Raw genomic sequence first — 20,575 nt, 5'->3', positions numbered from 1 at the left:
AATGAACAAGTTTCGATGCATGATACTTAGGACAGGAGCTGAGACGTTAATGAATTCTATTTGTGTATTTGCCGGGTCCAGACCTGGACGTTCATCGGTATATGTTGAAGCGGCAGGCAAGCTGGGAGAAGCCATGGCTCGCCAGCATATCCGTCTAATTTATGGTGGCTCCAGTAGAGGGCTAATGGGTAAGGTGGCGGATGGACTGCTGGCGGGTGACGGTCAGGTCACTGGCATTATGCCCACCCTGTTATTCGATGCAGAGATCATTCATCGGGGAGTTACCGAGTTTATTGAGGTGGCAAGCATGCATGAACGTAAAGCGGCAATGAGCGAGATGGCCGATGCGTTTATAGCCCTTCCGGGTGGCTTGGGAACCTTTGAGGAGCTATTCGAGGTATTGTGCTGGGCGCAAATTGGCATACATCGCAAGCCCATTGGGCTGCTAAATGTGAATGGATATTTTGACCCGTTGGTAGAAATGGTACGTCATAGCGTGCAGGAAGGGTTTACCGGAGCTGAGCATCCAGCACTACTGAGTATCTCCGCGGACCCGGATGAATTGCTGCATATGCTGAAAAATAAGGCGAAGAACTTGGAATAAAGCATTTTTCGTGCTTGCACAACTGATTGAGGCAAGGTTATGATAAGACCCATAATCAAATAGCGGACAGACAAGGTGCCTTTGCGGTTAGCAAAGGGTAACAGGGAATCGGGTGCAAATCCCGAGCGGTCCCGCCACTGTAAGGAAGAGAATTCTTTTAAATGGTCACTCGCAATAAGCGGGGAAGACAAAAGAATCCGATGATGCCAAGCCAGGAGACCTACCTTGATCTGTATGCACCGTTAACCTTCGCGGAGAGGATGGGTGTACGAAATCAGGAAATCAGGCACACGTTGCTTTTTCCATGTTGGTTACAGGTTTGCGTGGATACGAACGTGCAGCAGCGTTTGAAGCGCAAACAAAACAGATGGAAAAGAACGGCAGGTTGGAGGAAGACAAGAACTGTCTTCTTACGCTGTTTCGTCTGATGAGAGAGATACGTACATAGGAGCCCCATCCGAGCAGGATGGGGCCTTTTCGAGTTATAGATGTTCACAAATTATTGAAATAGTTAGCATAGCTGCCCTGAAAAGGATGAATAGGAGGAGCACGATGAGCCCATTAGGAAAATTGCTGGTGATTGGATTTGGACCGGGAGATATGGAACATATCACAAAACGGGCGTTGGATGCGCTGGCCGAAAGTGAGGTCATTATCGGCTACAATACCTACGTTGATTTGATCCGTCCGTTGTTGAACGGGCAGGAGATTGTACGCACAGGGATGACAGAGGAAGTGAGCCGTGCGCAGGAGGCGGTTCGCCAAGCAGAGATGGGCAAGAAGGTAGCCGTCATTTCCAGTGGAGATGCCGGGGTCTATGGCATGGCAGGTCTGGTGTACGAAGTGCTGATGCAAAAAGGCTGGCGTCGCGAGGATGGAGTTGAGGTAGAAGTTGTGCCGGGGATCTCGGCTATTCAATCCTGTGCTTCGTTGTTGGGGGCACCGGTTATGCATGATGCTTGCACGATCAGTCTGAGTGATCATCTGACCCCGTGGGAAACGATCGTGAAGCGTGTAGAAGCTGCGGCTTCGGCTGATTTTGTGATTGCATTATACAACCCGCGTAGTGGTCGGCGTACCCGTCAGATTGTGGAGACGCAGTCCATTTTGCTTCGTTATCGTGATCCGCAAACTCCAGTTGGACTGGTGAAGAGTGCTTATCGTGAACGTCAGCAGGTTATTGTAACGACGCTGGAAGATATGCTGAACCATGATATCGGGATGCTGACGACTGTAATCATCGGCAATTCCTCGACGACAGTGTATGACGGCTTAATCGTGACTCCGCGCGGCTATCAGCGCAAATACACGCTGGACGCGACCGAGCAGGTGCTCAAGCCGCATCAGCGGCTTCGCACGGAAGCGGAGCCATGGTCGCTGGACGCGCAAGAGGATCGCGCGCTGGATACACCGCAGGGAGGCGGAGCACTGTCTTCGCCTACCGGGCCTTCCGCGAGCGGTGCTGCGGTTGCCACGCAGGTACGCCCGCAAGCGATGGCTGCCGTGCAGGCTGCGCCTGCGAAGCAGACTGAGGCATCACCAGCATCGCTGGCAGCAGAGGCGCTAAGTCGCCTTGCTGTCGGCGGCAAGCTGCCGGGCGAAGCCAACGCTCGCTGGAGCGGGCAAGCGCCTGCTGCCGTGAGCGCCGCTGAAACGGCGACAGTGGCTACGGCTGGGAAGGCGCCAGGCAGCTTTGGCAAGCCTGCGCTGTTTGAGGTGGGTGTTTCCCCTGGTGTGGGAAACAAGAAGTTCACTGCTCGGCAGATGGCACTGCTTGCCGAGGTAGCGGGTGATGAAGGCGAACTGGAATACACGCCAGATCATCAGATCGTGCTGCGTGTGCCGTGCCTAGACCCTGAGGAACTGGTCGGACGGCTGCGGGATGAACGATTCATTGTCATGCCGATCGGCGATGTGTTTAAAGTGAAGGCGTGCGATTTTTGCAATATGGAGAAGGATGACGCTGTGCCTGTAGCTGAGCATCTACAGGTTGTACTTGGCGGACTACAGGCACCGAAAGAAACGAGTATTGCTTTGAATGGATGTGGCATGGCCTGCTATGGAGCGGTGCTGGAGGATATCGGAGTCGTCTATCGCAAGGGAGGATACGATCTTTTCCTCGGTGGCAAAAAATTTGGCCGTAATGCTCATGCTGCTCAGCCCGTAGCGGAAGGGATACCGGGTGATCAGATTACGGATATCGTGGAGAACATTATCGCTGAATACAAGGAAAAAGGCCATCCGAATGAGCGTTTTCATAAATTTTTCAAACGTGTAGGCATCGTAGCGGGCTTCCGACATGAAGATGCACCAGCAACAGTAGAAGTGAATGCGGTTTGTGGTGATTAGTGGATTGGTAGGCTTGATGAACTGGATACAAGCATATATATAAAATAGGGCGTCATGTAGGCTATCCCTATAATGAGGAGGAAAACACAGCAGTGGATGCAATATTGTTGGTTGGACATGGAAGTCGTGACCCAGAGGGTAATCAGGAACTACTCGAATTTGCACAGGCGGTGGCAGATCGGGCGCCAGGTACGTGTGTAGAAACCTGTTTTCTGGAGTTGGCACGCCCAAGTATTGCCGAAGGAGTACAGGCGTGTGTGGACAAAGGGGCGACGCGCGTCGTTTTTATTCCGATTATTTTGTTCGCAGCAGTGCATGCCAAAATTGATATCCCGAAGGCAATCGACCGGGCAAAGGCAAAATATCCGCAAGTGGAATTTGTATACGGACGTCCAATTGGCGTCCACGAAAAAATCGTTAGCATATTGCTGGACCGCTTGAAGGAGGCTCGTCCAGTCGCAGTTCCAGCGGGAATGAATAGCGCTGTCGAGACATCTACCCAGGTATCTGACGAAGAAACAGCGGTACTTGTATTAGGACGCGGAAGCAGCGATCCAGACGCGAACAGTGACTTTTTCAAAATCACCCGTATGCTGTGGGAGAAGCTGTCCTATACGTGGGTAGAAAGTAGCTTTATCGGTGTGACGCAGCCTTCTTTTCCCGATGGTCTGGAGCGTTGCGTACGATTGGGAGCCAAGAAGATTATCGTGCTTCCGTATTTTCTGTTCACGGGTGTGCTGATTAAGCGCATCGAAGAAATGACTCAGGAATTTGCTGAGGCTCACCCCGCTTTACAAGTAGAAATGGGCGGATATTTTGGTTTCCATCCTCAATTGGTTGAGCTGGTGCTGGAGCGAGCTAACGAAGGCTTGTTCGGTAAGGTTGCGGCTAATTGTGACAACTGCCAGTTCCGTCTGGAAGCGCAGGAGCATCACCATCATCACCACGACCATGACCACGATCACCATCATGATCACGACCATGACCATCACCACCATCATGCACATGAGCATGATCATCACGAGCGCCATACACATCACCACGCTCATGATCATGAGCATGTTCATAATCACGGTCATGAAGACCATGAACACGATCATTCACATGCGCCTTCTGTAGTGAGTGTTGCCGGGCAGGTGAAAGGCTCATGATTTTCATGCTGTGTGGAACGAGTGATGCACGGGAATTGGCACTGCAAATTCGTGGCATTGGCTTCAACGTATTGACCTCAGTCGTAACTGAAAGCGCGGCGGCCAGCTTGTCCGAGGCAGGACTGGACGTACGTACAGGCAGAATGACAGCCGATGAAATGGGTGCAATGATCCGGGAAAAAGGGATACAGGCCGTTGTTGATGCCAGTCATCCTTTCGCAGAAGAAGCACATGCAAATGCGATGACAGCTGCTCGCGAGTCAGGGGTTCCTTATATTCGCTACGAGCGGACGGGACTGGTGTATGACAATCATCCATTGCTCCATATCGTTCCCTCCTATGAAGAGGCGGCATTAATTGCTAAGCAACTCAAAGGCTCTGTCATGCTTACAACGGGCAGTAAGACGCTCGGCACGTTCACCAAGCATTTACTCGGAGACTCGGACATTCGTCTGGTTGCACGTATGCTGCCGCGCCTTGACAATATGGAGAAATGTGGCGAACTGGGCATGGAGCAAAAAAATATTATTGCCATGCAGGGACCCTTTTCCCGTGAGATGAACGAAGCATTGTACAAGCACTTTGGTACGACCGTGATGGTCACCAAGGAAAGCGGACGTACAGGAGCAGTGGATGAGAAGGTTCAATCTGCTCTGGACCTGGGTATTCACGTCATTTTGATCTCCAGACCGGAAGTAGAGTTTGGTACGGTATTTGATCATTTCGATGGAGTAATTGATGCGTTGCGCACAGCTACAGGGAAGACTGCCATTTGAGTTGAGTCAAGTCCTTACGGGTTCAGTTAATCCGGAACAACTGCTGGCATGTATCTAAAATATAGTCATCTTAAAATGCGTGTTTTAATAGAAATATTCACTATTTCAATGCATGGGCAGTTATTTTTCTTATACTAATTTTTCATAAGGGAGTGGTCGATACCATGGACTTTAAAACAGACTTTAAGCCGTTAACAGTGCAGCCGCAGGAGATTGAGGGCAAAAGCTTTGAGATGATTACAGAAGAATTGGGAGAGCATCCATTTACAGCAGAGCAATATCCCGTCGTACAGCGTGTCATTCATGCATCTGCTGATTTTGAGCTGGGCCGCAGTATGGTATTTCATCCAAAAGCCATTGAAGCTGGAATTGCAGCTATTCGCGCTGGACAGCCGGTGGTGGCAGATGTACAGATGATTCAGGCGGGGCTGAGCAAGGATCGCATCCGTCAATTTGGCGGGGATGTTCATGTGTACATATCTGACCCGGACGTGATGGAGGAAGCCAAAAGGCTGAACACGACACGAGCCATTATTTCGATGCGCAAAGCGATCCAAGCCAGCGAAGGTGGGATCTATGCGATTGGCAATGCGCCGACAGCGTTGCTGGAGCTGATTCGTCTGGTGAAAGAAGGAGCGGCTAAGCCCGGACTGGTGATTGGTATGCCCGTAGGTTTTGTATCGGCGGCAGAATCCAAGGATGAGCTGCGCAAGCTGGATATTCCGTTCATTACCAATATTGGACGCAAGGGCGGCAGTACGATAGTCGTAGCAGCACTCAATGCGATCTCCTTAATGGCTGTCCGCTAGATGCGGTTGTCCGTTTGCTGTATCATGAAATGAATTAGAGCATGATCAGCAGAAGAGGTTAAGGAGGAATTGGCATGGAAAAGGAAGCGGCGTCCACCGACAGGCCCAAACGGATGAAAAGTGGGGAAGCACCGGCGCCGGACAAGCCGATGCGTTCAGGTTTTACGACGGGGGCTTGTGCGGCTGCAGTAGCCAAAGGAGCGGTGCAACTGCTCATTACGGGCATTCCGCCGAAGGAAGCGGTGATATCGCTGCCTGCGGGCTTCGATCATGCGTTTGAGCTGATCGAGCCTGTGTTGGACGCGGACGAAGCTTCCTGCACGACGATCAAGGACGGTGGCGATGACCCGGATGCCACGCATCAGGCGAGAATTAGCGCCTCTGTTAGCTGGCGCGAGGAGCCGGGTATTGAGCTGGACGGCGGCATCGGCGTCGGCCGGGTAACGAAGCCCGGTCTGCCTGTACCTGTCGGGCAAGCAGCGATCAATCCGGTGCCGCGCCGGATGATTACGGAGGCCGTATCTGGCGTGCTTGAGGAGCACGGATCGGCCAAGGGTGTCCGTGTCGTCATCAGTGTGCCGGACGGCGAGGAAATCGCCAAGAAAACGCTGAACGGACGGCTTGGCATTCTGGGTGGTATTTCCATACTGGGTACACGTGGTGTGGTTGTTCCGTTTTCCACGTCTGCTTATAAAGCCAGCGTGGTGCAGGCTATATCGGTTGCACAAGCGATGAACTGCGAGGAAATTGTCCTGACCACAGGCGGCAGCAGTGAAAAATATGCAATGCAAATGTATGATCAGCTGACGGAAGAAGCCTTTATTCAGATGGGCGATTTTGTCGGCTTTGCAGTCAAGCATGGCAAGCGATTGGGAATGAAAAAGATTATACTCGTCGGCATGCCTGGCAAGCTGTCGAAGGTGGCTCAGGGCGTCATGATGGTTCACTCCAAGAGCGCTCCAGTGGATTTTGGATTTTTGGCCCAGGTTGCGCGTGAGGCAGGTGTGGACGAGTCGCTTGCAACGGCAGTAGCTGAGGCGAATACAGCTACGCAGGTGGCGGATATGATGACCGAAGCAAATGCGCTGAGCTTTTTTGAAAAGTTATGTACCTATGGGTGTCAGCACTGCCTGGAGCATGCAGGTGGTGGAATCACCGTGGAAATGGTATTGGTAACGCTGAAAGGGAACGTGCTGGGGAGGGCGAGAGTCGGTGAGTAGAGTAATTCGTGTCATTGGTATCGGTGAAAATGGAGCGGCAGGTCTGTCGCAGGAGACGCTGGAACAAATTGAGCGTGCCGACCTGCTGGTGGGTGGTGAGCGCCAGCTAGCCTTTTTCGAGGCAGCCGCAGGAGAAAAACGAACATTAAAGAGCGGCTTATCCGCCGTGGTGGAAGAATTGGGACGGTTGCGTGAGCACAAGGATATTGTCGTGCTTGCGTCAGGCGATCCGCTTTTTTTTGGAATTGCAGGCTATTTGTCTGCCAAGCTGGGGGCTGAACATTTGGATATTTTACCCCATCTCAGCTCAGTTCAACTGGCGTTTGCACGTCTGGGTGAGAGCTGGCAGGATGCGGTGCTGGAAAGTGTACATGGTCGTCCAATGACCGGACTAGCGCAGCGGATCGACGGGCAGAACAAGATTGCGCTGCTGACGGATGACCGCAATCATCCCGCTGCGGTTGCCGCTTATCTGCTGCATTTTGGCATGACGGAATATGATGCCTTTGTCGGCGAACATTTGGGAGGACCGGATGAGGCGTATCGACATTATACGCTGGAAGAGATGGCGCAGGGAACCTTTCAACCCTTGAACGTGGTTGTTTTGCGTCGCCGTAAGGGGGAAGACGTGCCAGCGATTCGCCGGGGATTTGGCTTCGAGGATGCGGAATTTCACCAGCGCAAGCCGGAAAAAGGACTGATCACGAAGCGTGAAGTACGTGTATTCAGCTTGTCCGAGCTGCGACTGACCGAGCGAAGCATCGTATGGGACATCGGCGCAGGCTCCGGTTCTGTAGCTGTGGAATGTGCGCGGCTGGCCAAGTATGGGCAAGTGTTTGCCATTGAGAAGAATGAAGGCGATCTGGCCAATGTGGAAGCGAACAAGGTCAAATTCCGCACTGATTTTCCAGTGATCCATGCCAAGGCGCCTACCGGCTTGGACGAGCTACCGGACCCGGATGCCGTGTTTATCGGCGGGAGCGGAGGAGAGCTGGCAGAGCTGATCCGTCTGTGCGCTTCCCGTCTGCGTAAGGATGGGCGAATTGTAGTGAATGCTGCAACCATTGAGACGCTGCATGACGGTATGAAGGCAATGCAAGCCGCAGGACTCGAAACCTCGGTGACATTATTGCAAACAGCGCGTAGCAAGCCGATTTTGAATATGACTCGTTTTGACGGACTCAATCCGATATATGTCATTACAGGACAGCCGCCGGTAGACGTGGCTGACGGAGCAGCAGGGGAGTAAGCTGGTAAATCAAGAGGGGGAGAGACAGCATGAATATGGCGGCAACAGGAACACTTTACGGCGTGGGCGTGGGGCCGGGTGATCCCGAGTTGATCACGGTCAAGGCGTACCGAATGATTCAGGAATGCGCAGTTGTGGCTTATCCGAAGAAGCGTCGGGGAGGCAAATCGTATGCTCACGAGATTGTGGAATTGTACGTCAATCCGGAGGAAAAGGAGATGTTGGGACTCATTTTTCCAATGACCAAGGACCCAGTTGTATTGGAGCGGGAGTGGAACAAAACAGTGGTTGCTTGCTGGGAAGCTCTGAGTCAAGGAAAGGATGTAGCCTTTGTCACCGAGGGTGATCCTAATCTGTACAGTACCTTTATTCACTTGGCGCGTCTGATGAAGGATCTTCATCCCGAGGTGCCGATTGTATCTATTCCGGGCATATCTTCTGTATTGGGAGCAGCCGCAGCGCTGGAGTTGCCTTTGGCAGACGGAGATCAGCAGGTCGGCATTATTCCGGCTACGGAGGAACGGGAAGCAATGAAGCGGGCCATTGAGAATCACGATACAGTCGTATTTATCAAGGTTGCCAAGGTATTGGATTTGATTTTGGATGTGCTGGACGAGCTCAATCTTGGGGATCGTGCATCTGTCATTACCAAGGTCACTTCTCCTTATGAAATGGTATGGCGCAACGCACGTGAGCTGCGCGGGCAGGAACTTGAATATTTGAGTCTAATGGTGGTGAGCAAATGACGTTGGAGCCAAAGGTATATATCGTAGGAGCAGGTCCCGGCGACCCGGAGTTGATTACGGTCAAAGGCTCACGAATTCTGCGCACAGCAGATGTGGTGTTGTACACGGATTCACTGGTGAACGATGAGCTGATTGCTACAGCCAAGCCGGAGGCGCAAGTATTGCAAAGCTCAGGCATGGATCTGGAACGGCAGGTTGAGATTATGAGTGAGGCTGTGCAGGCTGGAAGCAGTGTAGCCCGTGTACATACAGGTGATCCGGCAGTATATGGTGCGATTTTGGAGCAAATGGTGTTGCTGAAGCAGCGTGGCGTAGCCTACGAAATCGTACCGGGCGTCAGCTCGGTCTTTGCTTCTGCGGCCGTGCTGGGTGCAGAGCTAACTGTGCCTGATTTGACGCAGACGGTCATTCTGACACGTGCCGAAGGTCGTACACCTGTACCGGATCGGGAAAAGCTGCGCGACCTGGCTTCCCATCACTGTACTGTGGCGCTGTTCCTCAGTGCAACGCTGGCGAAGAAGGTGGTCGTTGAGTTTCTGGCAGCTGGTTGGAGCGAGGATACACCGGTAGCCGTTGTGCAGCGCGCAACCTGGCCGGATCAAAAGATTGTCCGCACGACACTTGCCCAATTGCCAGCCGATCTGCGTGCAGCAGGCATTACAATGCATGCCATGATCCTGGCAGGCTGGGCGCTCGACCCGGGGCTGGTGGACAGGGACGCGCATCGTTCCAAGCTGTATGACAAGTCGTTCACCCATGGCTACCGAAAGGGAGTGAAGCCTGGTGAGTAATCCGTTTGCCGCTGTGGCGATCACGAAGCATGGAGTTGAGATGGTTCGCAATTTGGGAGCCAGCTTTCCGGGTACGGATGTGTATTACATGTCCAAGTTTGAACGTGGCGACGAGCAGGAGCGTGGCATTCAATTGTTCGAAGGCTCGGTCAAGCTGATTTTGCCGGATTTATTCAAACAATATAACGGTATTATTTTATTTATTTCCCTCGGTGCGGTGGTTCGTATGATTGCACCGATTTTGGTGGATAAAAAGGTAGACCCGGCCGTGGTCGTTATTGATGATCGCGGAGAGCATGTTATTAGCGTACTGTCTGGGCATTTGGGCGGCGCGAATGAGTTGACCCGTCATGTAGCCGCTGTACTGGGCGCACGTCCGGTAATCACTACCGCATCGGACGTGCAGGGCACGATTCCGGTGGATATGTTGGGCCGGGAATTGGGCTGGGTGGTCGATAGCTTCGACAAGGCCACGCCTGTGAGCGCCGCTGTTGTGAATGAGGAGCCCGTTGCATTCATACAAGAGACAGGTGAACGGAACTGGTGGCGTTATGACAAGCCTGTACCTGCGCATATCAAGGTATATGCCTCAATGTCGAAAGCGGCACAAGAACCGTTCAACGCCGCGTTGGTCGTGAGTGACCGTTTGTTGGAGCCTGAGGAAGAGGAGAGATTTCTTTCTAACGGTGTGCTGTACCGTCCCAAAAGCTTGGTGCTTGGCATTGGCTGCAATCGGGGAACTGCATTGGAGGAGCTGGAGGCTGGTGTGCTGAACACCTTGCTAGAGCTGCGTTTGTCTGTAAAAAGCGTACGGAATATTGCTACGATTGACCTGAAAAAGGATGAAGAGGGCTTGCTTGCCCTTTGTGCCAAATACGGCTGGGAGCTGGTGACGTACACTCCTTCAGAGCTGAATACGGTGCAGCTTCCCAATCCATCGGAAACTGTCTTCAAATACACTGGCGCCTACGGGGTCAGCGAACCATCAGCCCTATTGTCTTCAGGTGCAGACCATTGGCTGCTGGAGAAGAAAAAAAGCGGCAATATGACGTTGTCTGTAGCGCGGGTTCCCTATGACTGACGATATGAAGCAGGCTATACAGCCAGATTCGTCTGCCACGTCACGCAGAAGTCGTATCGTTGTTGCCGGTACGGGCAGTGGCGCGGGCAAAACGACTGTGACTCTCGGGCTAATGAAGGCGTTCGCCGACAGCGGCCTGCGAGTGCAGGGGTTTAAGTGCGGTCCGGATTATATTGATCCGACCTATCATACGGCCGCGACTGGAACGCCTTCCCGTAATCTCGATTCCTGGATGACCTCGCCGGATACGGTGCGTGAAACCTTTATCCGCGCATCCGAAGGCGCAGATCTCTCCGTGATTGAAGGCGTCATGGGGCTATATGACGGCAAGGACCCGCTCAGCAATACCGGGTCGACTGCCGAAATTGCCATGCTGACGGAAAGCCCGGTATTGCTGGTCGTCGACGTGCGTAGCATGGCACGCAGCGCGGCCGCAATCGTGCTCGGCTTTCAGCGCTTGGAGCCCAAGCTGTGCATTGTGGGCGTAATCGTAAATCGCTGCGGTAGCCAGGGGCATTACGGCATAGTCAAAAAGGCAATCGAGCAGGAATGCGGCATCCCTGTGCTCGGCTGGTTAAAGCGCGATGACGGGCTGGATATCCCCGAGCGCCATCTGGGCCTGGTGCCTGCTGTAGAACGCGGCGAGTTGGAGCCGCTCTTCCAACGGGCGGCAGAGCTGATCCGTGCAGGTACAGATCTGGATGCACTGCGGGCATTGGCGGATTCGGCTCCGCCGCTCACCCTGCCCGAGCACCCCTTATTTCCTCCAGATCAGCCTCCCACAGCAGGGCATGAAGCCGCGACGGGGGAACGTCCCATCATTGCTGTCGCCAGAGATGCGGCGTTCAATTTCTACTACCCGGAAAATATGGATTTGCTGCTTCATGCGGGAGCAGAGATCGTCTATTTTAGTCCGCTGGCGGGAGAACGCGTACCTGAGCACGCCAACAGCCTGTATTTGGGCGGCGGCTTTCCTGAGGAGTTTGCAGCAGATATCGCTGCCAATACAGGCTTTTTGGAAGATATCCGCACCGCAGTGAGCCGAGATATGCCTGTATTTGCCGAGTGCGGTGGTTATATGGTGCTGGCCCGGACACTTACGGATCGAGCGGGTCACGTCCACCACATGGCCGGTGTGATCCCTTCGGATGTTCGCATGCAGGAGAAGCGGGCTGCGTTGGGATACCGGGAAGCAACTGCATTGCAAGATTGCTTACTGCTGGAGGCTGGAGAGACGATTCGCGGACATGAATTTCATTATTCGGTCATGAGCTATGATGAATCTGCCGCCCCCTATCCTTTTGCCTATCAAACCAAGGGAATGCGTGGACTCCAGAGTGAAGGCTATGCTACAGGGAACCTTTTGGCAGCCTACACACACATTCATCTCGCTTCTCTACCCAAGGCAGCAGCACGTTGGGTTGAAAAATGCCGAGCTTACCACTGAAACACAAAAAAGCCGGGTCCCTACAAGGGTCCGGCTGTTCTAAGTATAGAGAATTAAACCTCACACATCATGGAAGCGCATACATTGTTTATTGGAAGATTCGCCTACATGAGCTTTTTCAGTTGGGAAATCCTTCCCTGACTCACACCAAGCATAGAAGCGAGTTGTTTTTGCGAGGATGCCGGATGTTGTTCCATAAGCTCTCTCATTTTCTCCAAAATCACATCCGTGCGCTGGTAAATCTTTTTCATATGCATATTTTGCTTCAATGGAGGTGACTGGGTTTCAGTCGCTGTGACCGGAAGTAAATCTTCCGTTTTCATTGAGGTGGCACATGCATCGCAGATAAACTGATCTTTAAAATAGGTGTTGGTATCAACTGAACCGCAGAAAATGCAATTGGTTGACTTGTACTTACGGAGCATGAGTGTTTGGTCTTCAATAAAAAACTCTAATGGATCGCCGATGTCAATCTCCATCGTCATGCGCAACTCTTTAGGAAGCACAATTCGTCCCAAGCTGTCCAAGGGCCGGGTCATTCCAGTCCTTTTCATTCATGCAACCTCCCCAGTGTTTTAAGATTTATAGAATGTATAAGCTTTGAGGCAATTCTTATCAATTCTATAACCGCGAGCATAGATTCCTTACGAAAAGCGGCCCTTCATTGCTAATCATGCATGGACGCACTTTTTTTCTTACGAGTATACCATAAACGGGCTGAATCGCCAGCGTTCATATTTATAAATTTATAATAAGTTTATTCCGAGCGAATATATATGCTATAATCTTCTGCTAAAGGATTTAATAGGCCGTCTGTAGAATTATTTATATATGCCGTAGCTTGGACGGTGATGGCGGTGTTATGGGAAATAGTTGAGGGCCAAACAGATTTTTCAGAGCGTTTTGCCTCCTAAACAAGAGATCGGGGCCGCCTTTAAAGTCCTTATATACAAGTCAGGCAAGGAGGATTTATGATGGAAAAAAGAAAAGCATTGCTGCTAGGAGATTATTCATATCCGGAGTTTCACCCGCTACAAGGGGTGGACGAAGAGATTAGCCATATTTTACAAGATTGGATGACGGTGCAATGCAGCGAGAATCGCAAAATGCTGCTGAAGGAAAATCTAGCCTCATTCGATCTATGCATCTCATATTGTGATAGCCGTAAAGAGGTTCTGTCTCCTCAACAAACAGCAGGGCTGTTGTCCTATGTCAGCGGCGGAGGTGGACTGCTTGTGCTGCATAACGGAATCACATTGCAAGGAAGGTATGAAATTGCACAGCTCATGGGAGCGCGTTTTCTGCGGCATCCGGCAGCGGAGATGCTTTCCTTCAAGGTAACAGAGCCGGATCATCCGGTTATGGAAGGAATCGAGCCGTTCGAGATTCAAGAGGAGCCGTATCGTTTTGATTTTGATCCATTCACTGAAAAAACACTATTAATGGAATATGAGTATGAAGGTCAGTGGTGGCCAGCTGCATGGTCATTGTCCTACGGTCTAGGCCGGGTCGTCTACCTGATGCCTGGACATAATCAGCCTAGTTTCCAGCACGAGGGATACCGTAAGCTGTTGCTGCAGGCTGCTAAATGGGCCGGACGCTTTCCGGGTTAAATATAATCATTCGATCCATTAAAGGAGGGGAGCTGCGAGCTTTATGCAGTTCCCCTTTTCAGGTTATACTATAGGTAATCACAGGTAGGGGAGGATATATTATGAGCGATTTGTTCAAAAAAGCCATCTCATTGGGGTGGGGCCTCACCATTGTCAGCAAAGAAAAGGTGGAGAAAGCCGTCGAGGATCTTGTAAACCGGGGAGAACTTGCACCCACGGAATCCAAAGCGCTGGTCGATCGTCTGATCGAACGAGGGGCAGAGGAGCAGGGACAGTTCAAAACCATGATCCGTGAGCAGGTTAGCCGCATTTTGCAGGAACTGGAAGTACCTACCGAAAATGATGTCACAAGTTTGGAGCAACGTGTGGCATTGTTGGAAAAACAGGTAGCGGAGCTGGAAAAAGAAAAGGCGGCGCTTACGGGTTCGAGTGACGCTGAAGAAGCGAACCGGTTGGATTAAAATGGCCGTTCGCATGAAGCACGCCGGTCGTTACCGGGAAATTGCCATGGCGCTGGCGCGTCATGGCTTTGGTTATATGGTGGAGGAAATGGGCCTGTTCCAGCTGCTATCCCTGCCCCGCAAGTGGCTGACGAGAGAAACCCCCGAGTCCAAAACCTTAGGTGAACGGATTCGGCTTGTGCTGGAGGACCTGGGGCCTGCATTCATCAAGCTTGGACAGTTGGCAAGCACACGTGCTGACCTGCTGCCAGAGCCTATTATTCGCGAACTGGTTAAGCTCCAGGATCAGGTGCCGCCTTTTTCGCCTGACACGGCACGTGGCATTTTGGAGCAGGAGCTGGATACGTCATTGGAAAACATACTGGTTCGTTTTGACGATGTTCCGCTGGCGGCTGCTTCGATCGGGCAAGTGCATTTGGGCAAGCTGCACAGCGGTGAAATGGTCGCCATTAAAATCCAGCGTCCAGGCGTTAATCGCATCATCCGGCGGGATTTGGACATTTTACGGGAATTGACCGCAATGGCAGCCAAACGCTGGGAATGGGTAGAGCGTTATCAGCTTCGCCAGATGGTGGAAGAGCTGGGGAGATCGCTTATCCAGGAGCTGGATTACAACCATGAAGCCCGTAACACAGAGAAGATTGCGCTCCAGTTTGAGCAGGACCCACATATCTATATTCCGAAAATATACTGGGACCATACCTCCTCGCGTATATTGACCATGGAGTTTCTGGACGGAACTCACTTGGGAAGTCGTGAAGAGTTATTGCGCCGTGGTTATAACTTGAAAGAACTGGCGCAGCGGCTGGTCAACAGCATGCTGCATCAAATTTTTATGGAAGGCTTTTTTCATGCCGATCCCCATCCGGGGAATTTGCTCGTCCTGAACAATGGAAGTCTCGCTTATCTGGACTTTGGCATGGCAGGAAGGCTAAGCGAAGAAATGAAGAATCACCTCGCTTCCCTCATCATCGCCTTGATGCGCAAAAATACCGATGCCATGGTGCGGGCCATCGAACGGCTAGGGCTGGTCGAACCGGACACCGATCTGAATGCGCTGCGAGCTGATCTGGACAAAATACGCGAAGATTACTCGGATGTTCCCTTCTCACAGGTCAGTATTGGCGATGCTTTGAATGACTTGTTTGGCGCAGCACAGCGGCATCGGATTGGTTTACCATCGGATATCCTGCTGCTTGGCAAGGCGTTGCTGACACTAGAAGGGGTTGTGGAGCACTTGGACCCTGACCTCAGTATTATTGCTTTGGCCGAGCCTTTTGGTAACAAGCTGCTGAAGGAACGCTTCAGTGGTCGTCGTATTCGGGGCAAGCTGTTGGGGGGTGTGACTGAACTGGTGGAGACGCTGATGGAACTGCCGAGACAGACGAGGCACCTGTCCTCAATAATCAGCAGGGGTAAGCTTAAACTGGAAGTTACCGTACCAGAGCTGGAGCAGCTTTTGCGCAAGCTGGATCAGATCAGCAATCGCTTGTCTTTCAGTATTGTGCTGTTAGCCTTCAGCATTATTATGGTCGGGCTGATTATCGGTTCATCGCTAAATCATCAGGTAACCATGCTATGGAACGTACCTGCGATTGAAATTGGTTTTGTTGTAGCTCTCTTAATGGTAGCTTTCTTACTGTATTCCATCTTTAAATCAGGAAGATTCTAGATACCGACTACAAAAGGAGGCGTCATGGGAACTCATAAGTTGAACATGGACTCAATAAATACTCTTGAAATTGCGGATATACCGTGGCACCGCCTGACTACCCCTTATGGCAGAGGTACGGAATTGCCGCATTTGGTATCCAATGGGGAGTACGAAGCCATCGCTGATCTGATAGAGCATCAAGGAACACTGTGGCAGGTTACCCCATGGGCGTTACTATTCTTATTGCGGAATATGCATGTTAAAAGACCGCAGGATATCACACTGAGCGAGTTGGGGTTGTACCATACGGTTGTTCAGGCATTGGACATGGAGAATCTACAAGCGGACGCACAGGAATCTGTGGAATCCTTGACCGTGCTGCTGGATGAGAAATATTTATGGCCGGCAGACAGCGACCCGGAAGAGGATGAACTGGAGTGGGAAGAGGAAGAAGCACGCGGCTACGATCCGGTGGCTTTTTGGAGCTATTATGACTATAGCTGTCGGTTACTAAAGCAAGCGCTGCCTGATTTTGAGAGCTTGCTCCAGTGCTATGCCGACTCTGAGATTGCTGAATCCCTATCAGAGCTTGTGCAGCAATTGCGAAAATTTTAAATATAAGAAAACGAATTAGTCAAGCTATGACTGGAAGCAAATCTTTTGCTAAGGAGTGATTTTAGTGGCAAAAAAATTAACGGATATACATCGAATACGTCTCCTAAGTCTCCTTCGTGATATTGGGTTTGAACCATCAAAAGTTACTATTGAGAACAAACAGGGGGAAACGGAGGTCATTGATTTAGAGTCCCCGTTACCAAAAGGGTTGCAAGCTGTTCTGAATTCCCGAGGCAGCCTGAGCAAGGAGCAGTTGCTTGAGATTGAAGAGAGTGTTAAGCAATCCAGGGAGGATTGGGACTAAATGGGGTATTTATTTGATACGAATGCAGCTATTGCCCTTCATAGACTTGATACATCCTTGGATAAAGTAATACAACAAGCAGAGAAAGATAAAGAGAATATTTTCTTTTCTGTCATAACTCAGTCCGAATTTATAGCTGGATTGTCCACTGAAACAGACTTAGGCTCGGTTCCTTTTCTTGGCGGGGAATTTATTGAAGTTAATTCAGAGATCGCAATTAAAGCGGGGCGTATCAGAAGAGAACAAAAGGATAAGTATGCAAGAAGGCTTAAGACCCCAGATGCTTTGATTCTTGCGACAGCTATTATAAACCAATTGGTACTGGTTACGGCGGATCAAGATTTACAGTTCGCAGAATCAGAATATGAAGTTAAGGTGATAAACTTTAGTAGGCTGGAAGCTTAGAATTGCAAAAAAAATTAAATATAAGAAAACGAATTAGATAAAGAAAACGGGCGCTATTTCAAGTAAATAGACGTTTTCATTCTGTAAACAGCCTTTCAACTCATTCGTCTCTACGAATCCCTTGCGTTATAATGATGGACTGAATGTAACGGAGCGGGTTCGTTTGAGAGAGACGAGCTGAATGATAGGAGAGCTATAGCGATTGACCGCTGGACGGATGCCCAAAGCAATTTCGGGTTGCGGGTCAAGATGCTGTTCTCTGTGAATATAGGAGGCTGGAACGAAACAGTATGAATCTTAGACAACAATGGTTCGGTAATATCCGGGCTGATATACTTGCGGGCATGACCGTGGCGCTGGCATTGATACCAGAGGCGATTGCCTTCTCCATCATTGCAGGTGTCAATCCTATGGTCGGACTGTATGCCTCCATCTCGATGGCAATTGTCATTTCTTTTGCAGGTGGACGTCCGGCGATGATCTCAGCAGCAACCGGGGCTGTAGCTGTAGTGGTCGTTGGTTTGGTCAAGGATTATGGCGTGGAGTATTTGTTTGCAGCTACCATTTTAGCTGGGATTATTCAGGTACTGCTGGGTGTTTTGAAAATAGGTCGCTTTATTAGCTTTATTTCACAGCCGGTCATGACCGGGTTTGTAAATGCACTGGCGATCCTCGTCTTTATGGCACAGCTAACCCACTTTCATGGAGCCAATTGGATCATGTACGCCATGGTAGCGGGGACATTGCTCATTGTGTATATTTTACCGAGATTTGTGAAAAGCATTCCCGCCCCGTTGACAGCAATCATCATCATGACGATCATTACGTATGTTTTTGGATTGAATGTCAAAACGGTAGGAGATATCGGTACGCTAACCAGCTCACTGCCTTCATTCCATTGGCCGCAAATTGAGTGGTCGTGGCACACGTTGCGGATTTTGCTGCCGTATTCCTTTACGATGGCGCTGGTTGGACTGTTGGAATCACTGCTGACAGCTAGTATTTTGGATGAAATGACCGAAACGAAAAGCAATAAAAACCAGGAAGCTCGTGGGCAAGGAATTGCCAACTTTGTAAATGGCTTTTTCGGCGGTATGGGTGGCTGTGCCATGATCGGACAATCCGTCATTAATGTGAGTTCAGGCGGACGAGGACGTCTGTCCACTTTTACGGCTGGGGTGTTCTTGGCCTTTCTGCTGCTCGTGCTTGGCGGGGTTGTAAAGGAAGTACCTATGGGCGCGTTGGTGGGAGTCATGTTCATGGTGTGTATCGGAACCGTGGATTGGAAATCGCTCCGAAACATCGCCAAAGTTCCCAAAGCAGATACGTTTATTATGATAGTCACGGTCATCATCGTGGTGGCTACGCATGATTTATCCAAGGGCGTGATCGTAGGTGTGCTGTTGAGTGCTCTACATTTTGGCTGGAAAATGGCTAAAATTCGTATCAGTGCGACTGAGGATCATGGAGCCAAGGTGTACCATGTCAGGGGGCCGATGTTTTTCGCCTCAACGACTCATTTTGTCGATCATTTTGAACCTTCGGATGATCCAGACCGTGTTATAGTGGACTTTAGTCATTCGCATGTGTGGGATCACTCAGCGGTTACTGCCATCGGCAAGGTGCTGCAAAAATACAGAAACTCAGGTAAATCTATTACCCTGCAAGGGTTAAATGAGGAAAGCCGTTTAATTGTGGAAAAGCTCGGTGGTCCTGTAGTTACAGAGCCCATTATGTGATGAATCGTATAGCATAAAGCAAAGCTTGAAATGGAATTCATCCATTTCAGGCTTTTTTTATTTATTTCTGAAATGAAATAAAGGTTTTCCTTCTAAATCATAGATAAATATGACAAATTTTCAGCAAAGTATTGACGTAATAAATGGGCAGGAATACAATCATTGTTATTAAGCATAGCAAATACATAGGAATAATTGAAAATTGAAAGGTATGTACATATGAACTTAGACTGGGAGTTTATTGTAGAAAGCTTGCCGCTATATGGAGAAGCCATGTGGCTGACGTTGAAGATTGCCATTTTTGCTATTCTGTTTTCACTAGTCGTCGGTTTGCTGTGTAGCATAGTGCTGTATTACAGGGTGAGAGGAATTAGTGGAATTATTGTAGCCTATATCGAGCTTTCCCGAAATACGCCGCTGCTTGTACAGTTATATTTTCTGTACTACGGGTTTACGAAGATAGGTCTGCATATGAGCGAAATGACGTGTGCTATTGTGGGCATGACCTTTTTGGGCGGGGGCTATATGGCTGAGGCATTCCGTGGTGGAATCGAAGCCGTGAGTAAAACCCAAACGGAATCCGGCTTGAGTCTCGGACTGTCCAAGTTACAACTGGCGAGATATGTTATTTTGCCGCAGGCATTTGCCATCAGTATTCCGTCTTTGGGAGCCAATGCAATCTTTCTGCTCAAGGAGACTTCCATTGTGGGTGCCATTGCTTTACTAGATCTGATGAATGTGGCAAAGGATCTGATCGGTATGTACTACAAAACGACAGAATCGTTGATTCTGCTGGTATTGGCATATCTCGTTCTGCTTTTGCCTTTGTCGATGCTATTGACTTGGGTGGAAAGGAAGGTGCGTTATGCTGAGTTCGGGGATTAATGTGCTTTTTGAAGGTTCGAATTTTGAGCGTCTATTAGGAGGATTGCTCGTTACGCTGGAGATTGCATTACTTTCCATTATTATCGGTACGCTGCTAGGCATTTTGATGGGTCTGCTGCGCACCTTACAATCAAAACCCATTCGATTCGTGTTGAGATTCTATCTGGAGACATTCCGCATTATTCCGATTTTGGTGTGGTTGTATGTCGTGTATTTTGGATTTACGCCCTTGCTGAATGTGAATATCAGCGGGGAACTAACGGCCGTTATCGTATTCAGTCTGTGGGGAGCGGCGGAAATTGGTGACATCGTACGTGGTGCGCTGGAATCACTGCCCAAACATCAGGTGGAATCCGGGCAGGCATTGGGACTGACCTATTGGCAATTATACCGTCATGTGCTCATTCCCCAAGCGGTGCGACGAATGCTTCCGGGTTCTATTAATCTGGCGACACGGATGATCAAAACCACTTCACTCGTGGTGCTGATCGGTGTAGTAGAAGTGGTCAAGGTTGGGCAGCAGATTATTGAGCTAGGTGTAATCAAAGCGCCTTCGGCATCCTTTTGGGTGTATGGTTTTATTTTTATATTGTATTTTCTTGTATGCTATCCGTTATCCAGACTTTCCAAAAGATTTGAACGCAGATGGCAAAATTAGCAGGAATGGGGTGGTGTC

The 20,575-nt window shown here is 50.3% G+C and carries 22 protein-coding genes and 1 riboswitch; of the genes, 21 read left to right on the top strand and 1 reads right to left on the bottom strand.

Going from position 1 to position 20,575, the window contains the following annotated elements; genetic code table 11:
- The first annotated feature begins 49 nt into the window (after positions 1-49).
- The 12 genes from ABEW32_RS01415 to ABEW32_RS01360 all read left to right on the top strand — a co-directional run bounded on the left by ABEW32_RS01415 (position 50) and on the right by ABEW32_RS01360 (position 12,223).
- On the top strand, positions 50-604 hold the full coding sequence (locus ABEW32_RS01415; protein WP_430184011.1) for an LOG family protein: 555 nt from the start codon (positions 50-52) through the stop codon (positions 602-604).
- A 57-nt stretch (positions 605-661) separates the two neighbouring features.
- A riboswitch (cobalamin riboswitch) is annotated at positions 662-846 on the top strand.
- 62 nt (positions 847-908) lie between these two features.
- On the top strand, positions 909-1,052 hold the full coding sequence (locus tag ABEW32_RS01410; protein ID WP_430184009.1) for a hypothetical protein: 144 nt from the start codon (positions 909-911) through the stop codon (positions 1,050-1,052).
- 104 nt (positions 1,053-1,156) lie between these two features.
- The gene (gene cobJ / locus ABEW32_RS01405) at positions 1,157-2,953 is read left to right on the top strand and encodes a precorrin-3B C(17)-methyltransferase (protein WP_430184007.1); all 1,797 of its coding nucleotides are present in this window, start codon (positions 1,157-1,159) and stop codon (positions 2,951-2,953) included.
- A gap of 92 nt (positions 2,954-3,045) precedes the next feature.
- Positions 3,046-4,104, top strand: a complete 1,059-nt coding sequence (locus ABEW32_RS01400; protein WP_430184005.1) for a sirohydrochlorin chelatase — start codon at positions 3,046-3,048, stop codon at positions 4,102-4,104.
- Positions 4,101-4,880, top strand: a complete 780-nt coding sequence (gene cobK, locus ABEW32_RS01395; RefSeq protein WP_430184003.1) for a precorrin-6A reductase — start codon at positions 4,101-4,103, stop codon at positions 4,878-4,880. Before ABEW32_RS01400 ends, cobK begins: the two co-directional genes overlap by 4 nt.
- Positions 4,881-5,044: 164 nt before the next feature.
- Positions 5,045-5,689, top strand: coding sequence for a precorrin-8X methylmutase (locus tag ABEW32_RS01390; protein WP_063213787.1), 645 nt, complete (start codon positions 5,045-5,047; stop codon positions 5,687-5,689).
- Between the two features lie 74 nt (positions 5,690-5,763).
- Positions 5,764-6,909: a cobalt-precorrin-5B (C(1))-methyltransferase gene (locus tag ABEW32_RS01385; protein ID WP_430184001.1), complete on the top strand. Its 1,146-nt coding sequence runs from the start codon at positions 5,764-5,766 to the stop codon at positions 6,907-6,909.
- Positions 6,902-8,158 carry a precorrin-6y C5,15-methyltransferase (decarboxylating) subunit CbiE gene (gene cbiE, locus ABEW32_RS01380; RefSeq protein WP_430183999.1) on the top strand — a complete coding sequence of 419 codons (1,257 nt, stop codon included), beginning with the start codon at positions 6,902-6,904 and terminating at the stop codon, positions 8,156-8,158. Before ABEW32_RS01385 ends, cbiE begins: the two co-directional genes overlap by 8 nt.
- Before the next feature lie 29 nt (positions 8,159-8,187).
- On the top strand, positions 8,188-8,904 hold the full coding sequence (gene cobI / locus ABEW32_RS01375) for a precorrin-2 C(20)-methyltransferase (protein ID WP_430183997.1): 717 nt from the start codon (positions 8,188-8,190) through the stop codon (positions 8,902-8,904).
- Entirely contained in the window at positions 8,901-9,695 is a 795-nt protein-coding gene (gene cobM, locus ABEW32_RS01370) for a precorrin-4 C(11)-methyltransferase (protein ID WP_430183995.1), read from the top strand. Before cobI ends, cobM begins: the two co-directional genes overlap by 4 nt.
- Positions 9,688-10,776 (top strand): cobalt-precorrin 5A hydrolase, encoded by a 1,089-nt coding sequence (locus ABEW32_RS01365; protein WP_430183993.1) that lies wholly within the window; start codon positions 9,688-9,690, stop codon positions 10,774-10,776. The genes cobM and ABEW32_RS01365 overlap by 8 nt, the downstream gene beginning before the upstream one ends.
- Positions 10,769-12,223 carry a cobyrinic acid a,c-diamide synthase CobB gene (locus tag ABEW32_RS01360; protein ID WP_430183991.1) on the top strand — a complete coding sequence of 485 codons (1,455 nt, stop codon included), beginning with the start codon at positions 10,769-10,771 and terminating at the stop codon, positions 12,221-12,223. The genes ABEW32_RS01365 and ABEW32_RS01360 overlap by 8 nt, the downstream gene beginning before the upstream one ends.
- Before the next feature lie 104 nt (positions 12,224-12,327).
- On the opposite strand, the gene ABEW32_RS01355 is transcribed toward ABEW32_RS01360, so the two are convergent.
- A complete protein-coding gene (locus tag ABEW32_RS01355) occupies positions 12,328-12,777 on the bottom strand; it encodes an AbrB/MazE/SpoVT family DNA-binding domain-containing protein (protein WP_430183989.1) in 450 nt (149 codons plus the stop codon).
- 420 nt (positions 12,778-13,197) lie between these two features.
- On the opposite strand from ABEW32_RS01355, the gene ABEW32_RS01350 reads away from it, so the two are divergent.
- From ABEW32_RS01350 to ABEW32_RS01310, 9 genes are all read left to right on the top strand, one after another.
- The gene (locus ABEW32_RS01350; RefSeq protein ID WP_430183987.1) at positions 13,198-13,836 is read left to right on the top strand and encodes a ThuA domain-containing protein; all 639 of its coding nucleotides are present in this window, start codon (positions 13,198-13,200) and stop codon (positions 13,834-13,836) included.
- Between the two features lie 101 nt (positions 13,837-13,937).
- Positions 13,938-14,297, top strand: a complete 360-nt coding sequence (locus tag ABEW32_RS01345; protein WP_430183985.1) for a phasin family protein — start codon at positions 13,938-13,940, stop codon at positions 14,295-14,297.
- 1 nt (position 14,298) lies between these two features.
- Positions 14,299-15,969: an ABC1 kinase family protein gene (locus tag ABEW32_RS01340; protein ID WP_430184658.1), complete on the top strand. Its 1,671-nt coding sequence runs from the start codon at positions 14,299-14,301 to the stop codon at positions 15,967-15,969.
- Positions 15,970-15,993: 24 nt separating this feature from the next.
- Positions 15,994-16,566, top strand: a complete 573-nt coding sequence (locus ABEW32_RS01335) for a hypothetical protein (protein WP_102997491.1) — start codon at positions 15,994-15,996, stop codon at positions 16,564-16,566.
- A 64-nt stretch (positions 16,567-16,630) separates the two neighbouring features.
- On the top strand, positions 16,631-16,870 hold the full coding sequence (locus ABEW32_RS01330; protein WP_016822811.1) for a hypothetical protein: 240 nt from the start codon (positions 16,631-16,633) through the stop codon (positions 16,868-16,870).
- The gene (locus ABEW32_RS01325) at positions 16,871-17,275 is read left to right on the top strand and encodes a PIN domain-containing protein (RefSeq protein ID WP_430183983.1); all 405 of its coding nucleotides are present in this window, start codon (positions 16,871-16,873) and stop codon (positions 17,273-17,275) included. It abuts the gene before it with no gap.
- A gap of 290 nt (positions 17,276-17,565) precedes the next feature.
- Positions 17,566-19,014, top strand: coding sequence for a SulP family inorganic anion transporter (locus ABEW32_RS01320; protein WP_430183981.1), 1,449 nt, complete (start codon positions 17,566-17,568; stop codon positions 19,012-19,014).
- A gap of 219 nt (positions 19,015-19,233) precedes the next feature.
- Positions 19,234-19,899: an amino acid ABC transporter permease gene (locus ABEW32_RS01315; protein WP_430183979.1), complete on the top strand. Its 666-nt coding sequence runs from the start codon at positions 19,234-19,236 to the stop codon at positions 19,897-19,899.
- Positions 19,880-20,557, top strand: coding sequence for an amino acid ABC transporter permease (locus ABEW32_RS01310; RefSeq protein ID WP_025677530.1), 678 nt, complete (start codon positions 19,880-19,882; stop codon positions 20,555-20,557). Before ABEW32_RS01315 ends, ABEW32_RS01310 begins: the two co-directional genes overlap by 20 nt.
- Positions 20,558-20,575 lie beyond the last annotated feature (18 nt).

It is taken from the genome of Paenibacillus jamilae (genome assembly GCF_050482105.1).
GTDB lineage: Bacteria > Bacillota > Bacilli > Paenibacillales > Paenibacillaceae > Paenibacillus > Paenibacillus jamilae_B.
The sequence above is the reverse complement of the archived record's forward strand: the minus strand, read 5'-3'. Positions and strand labels throughout refer to the sequence as shown.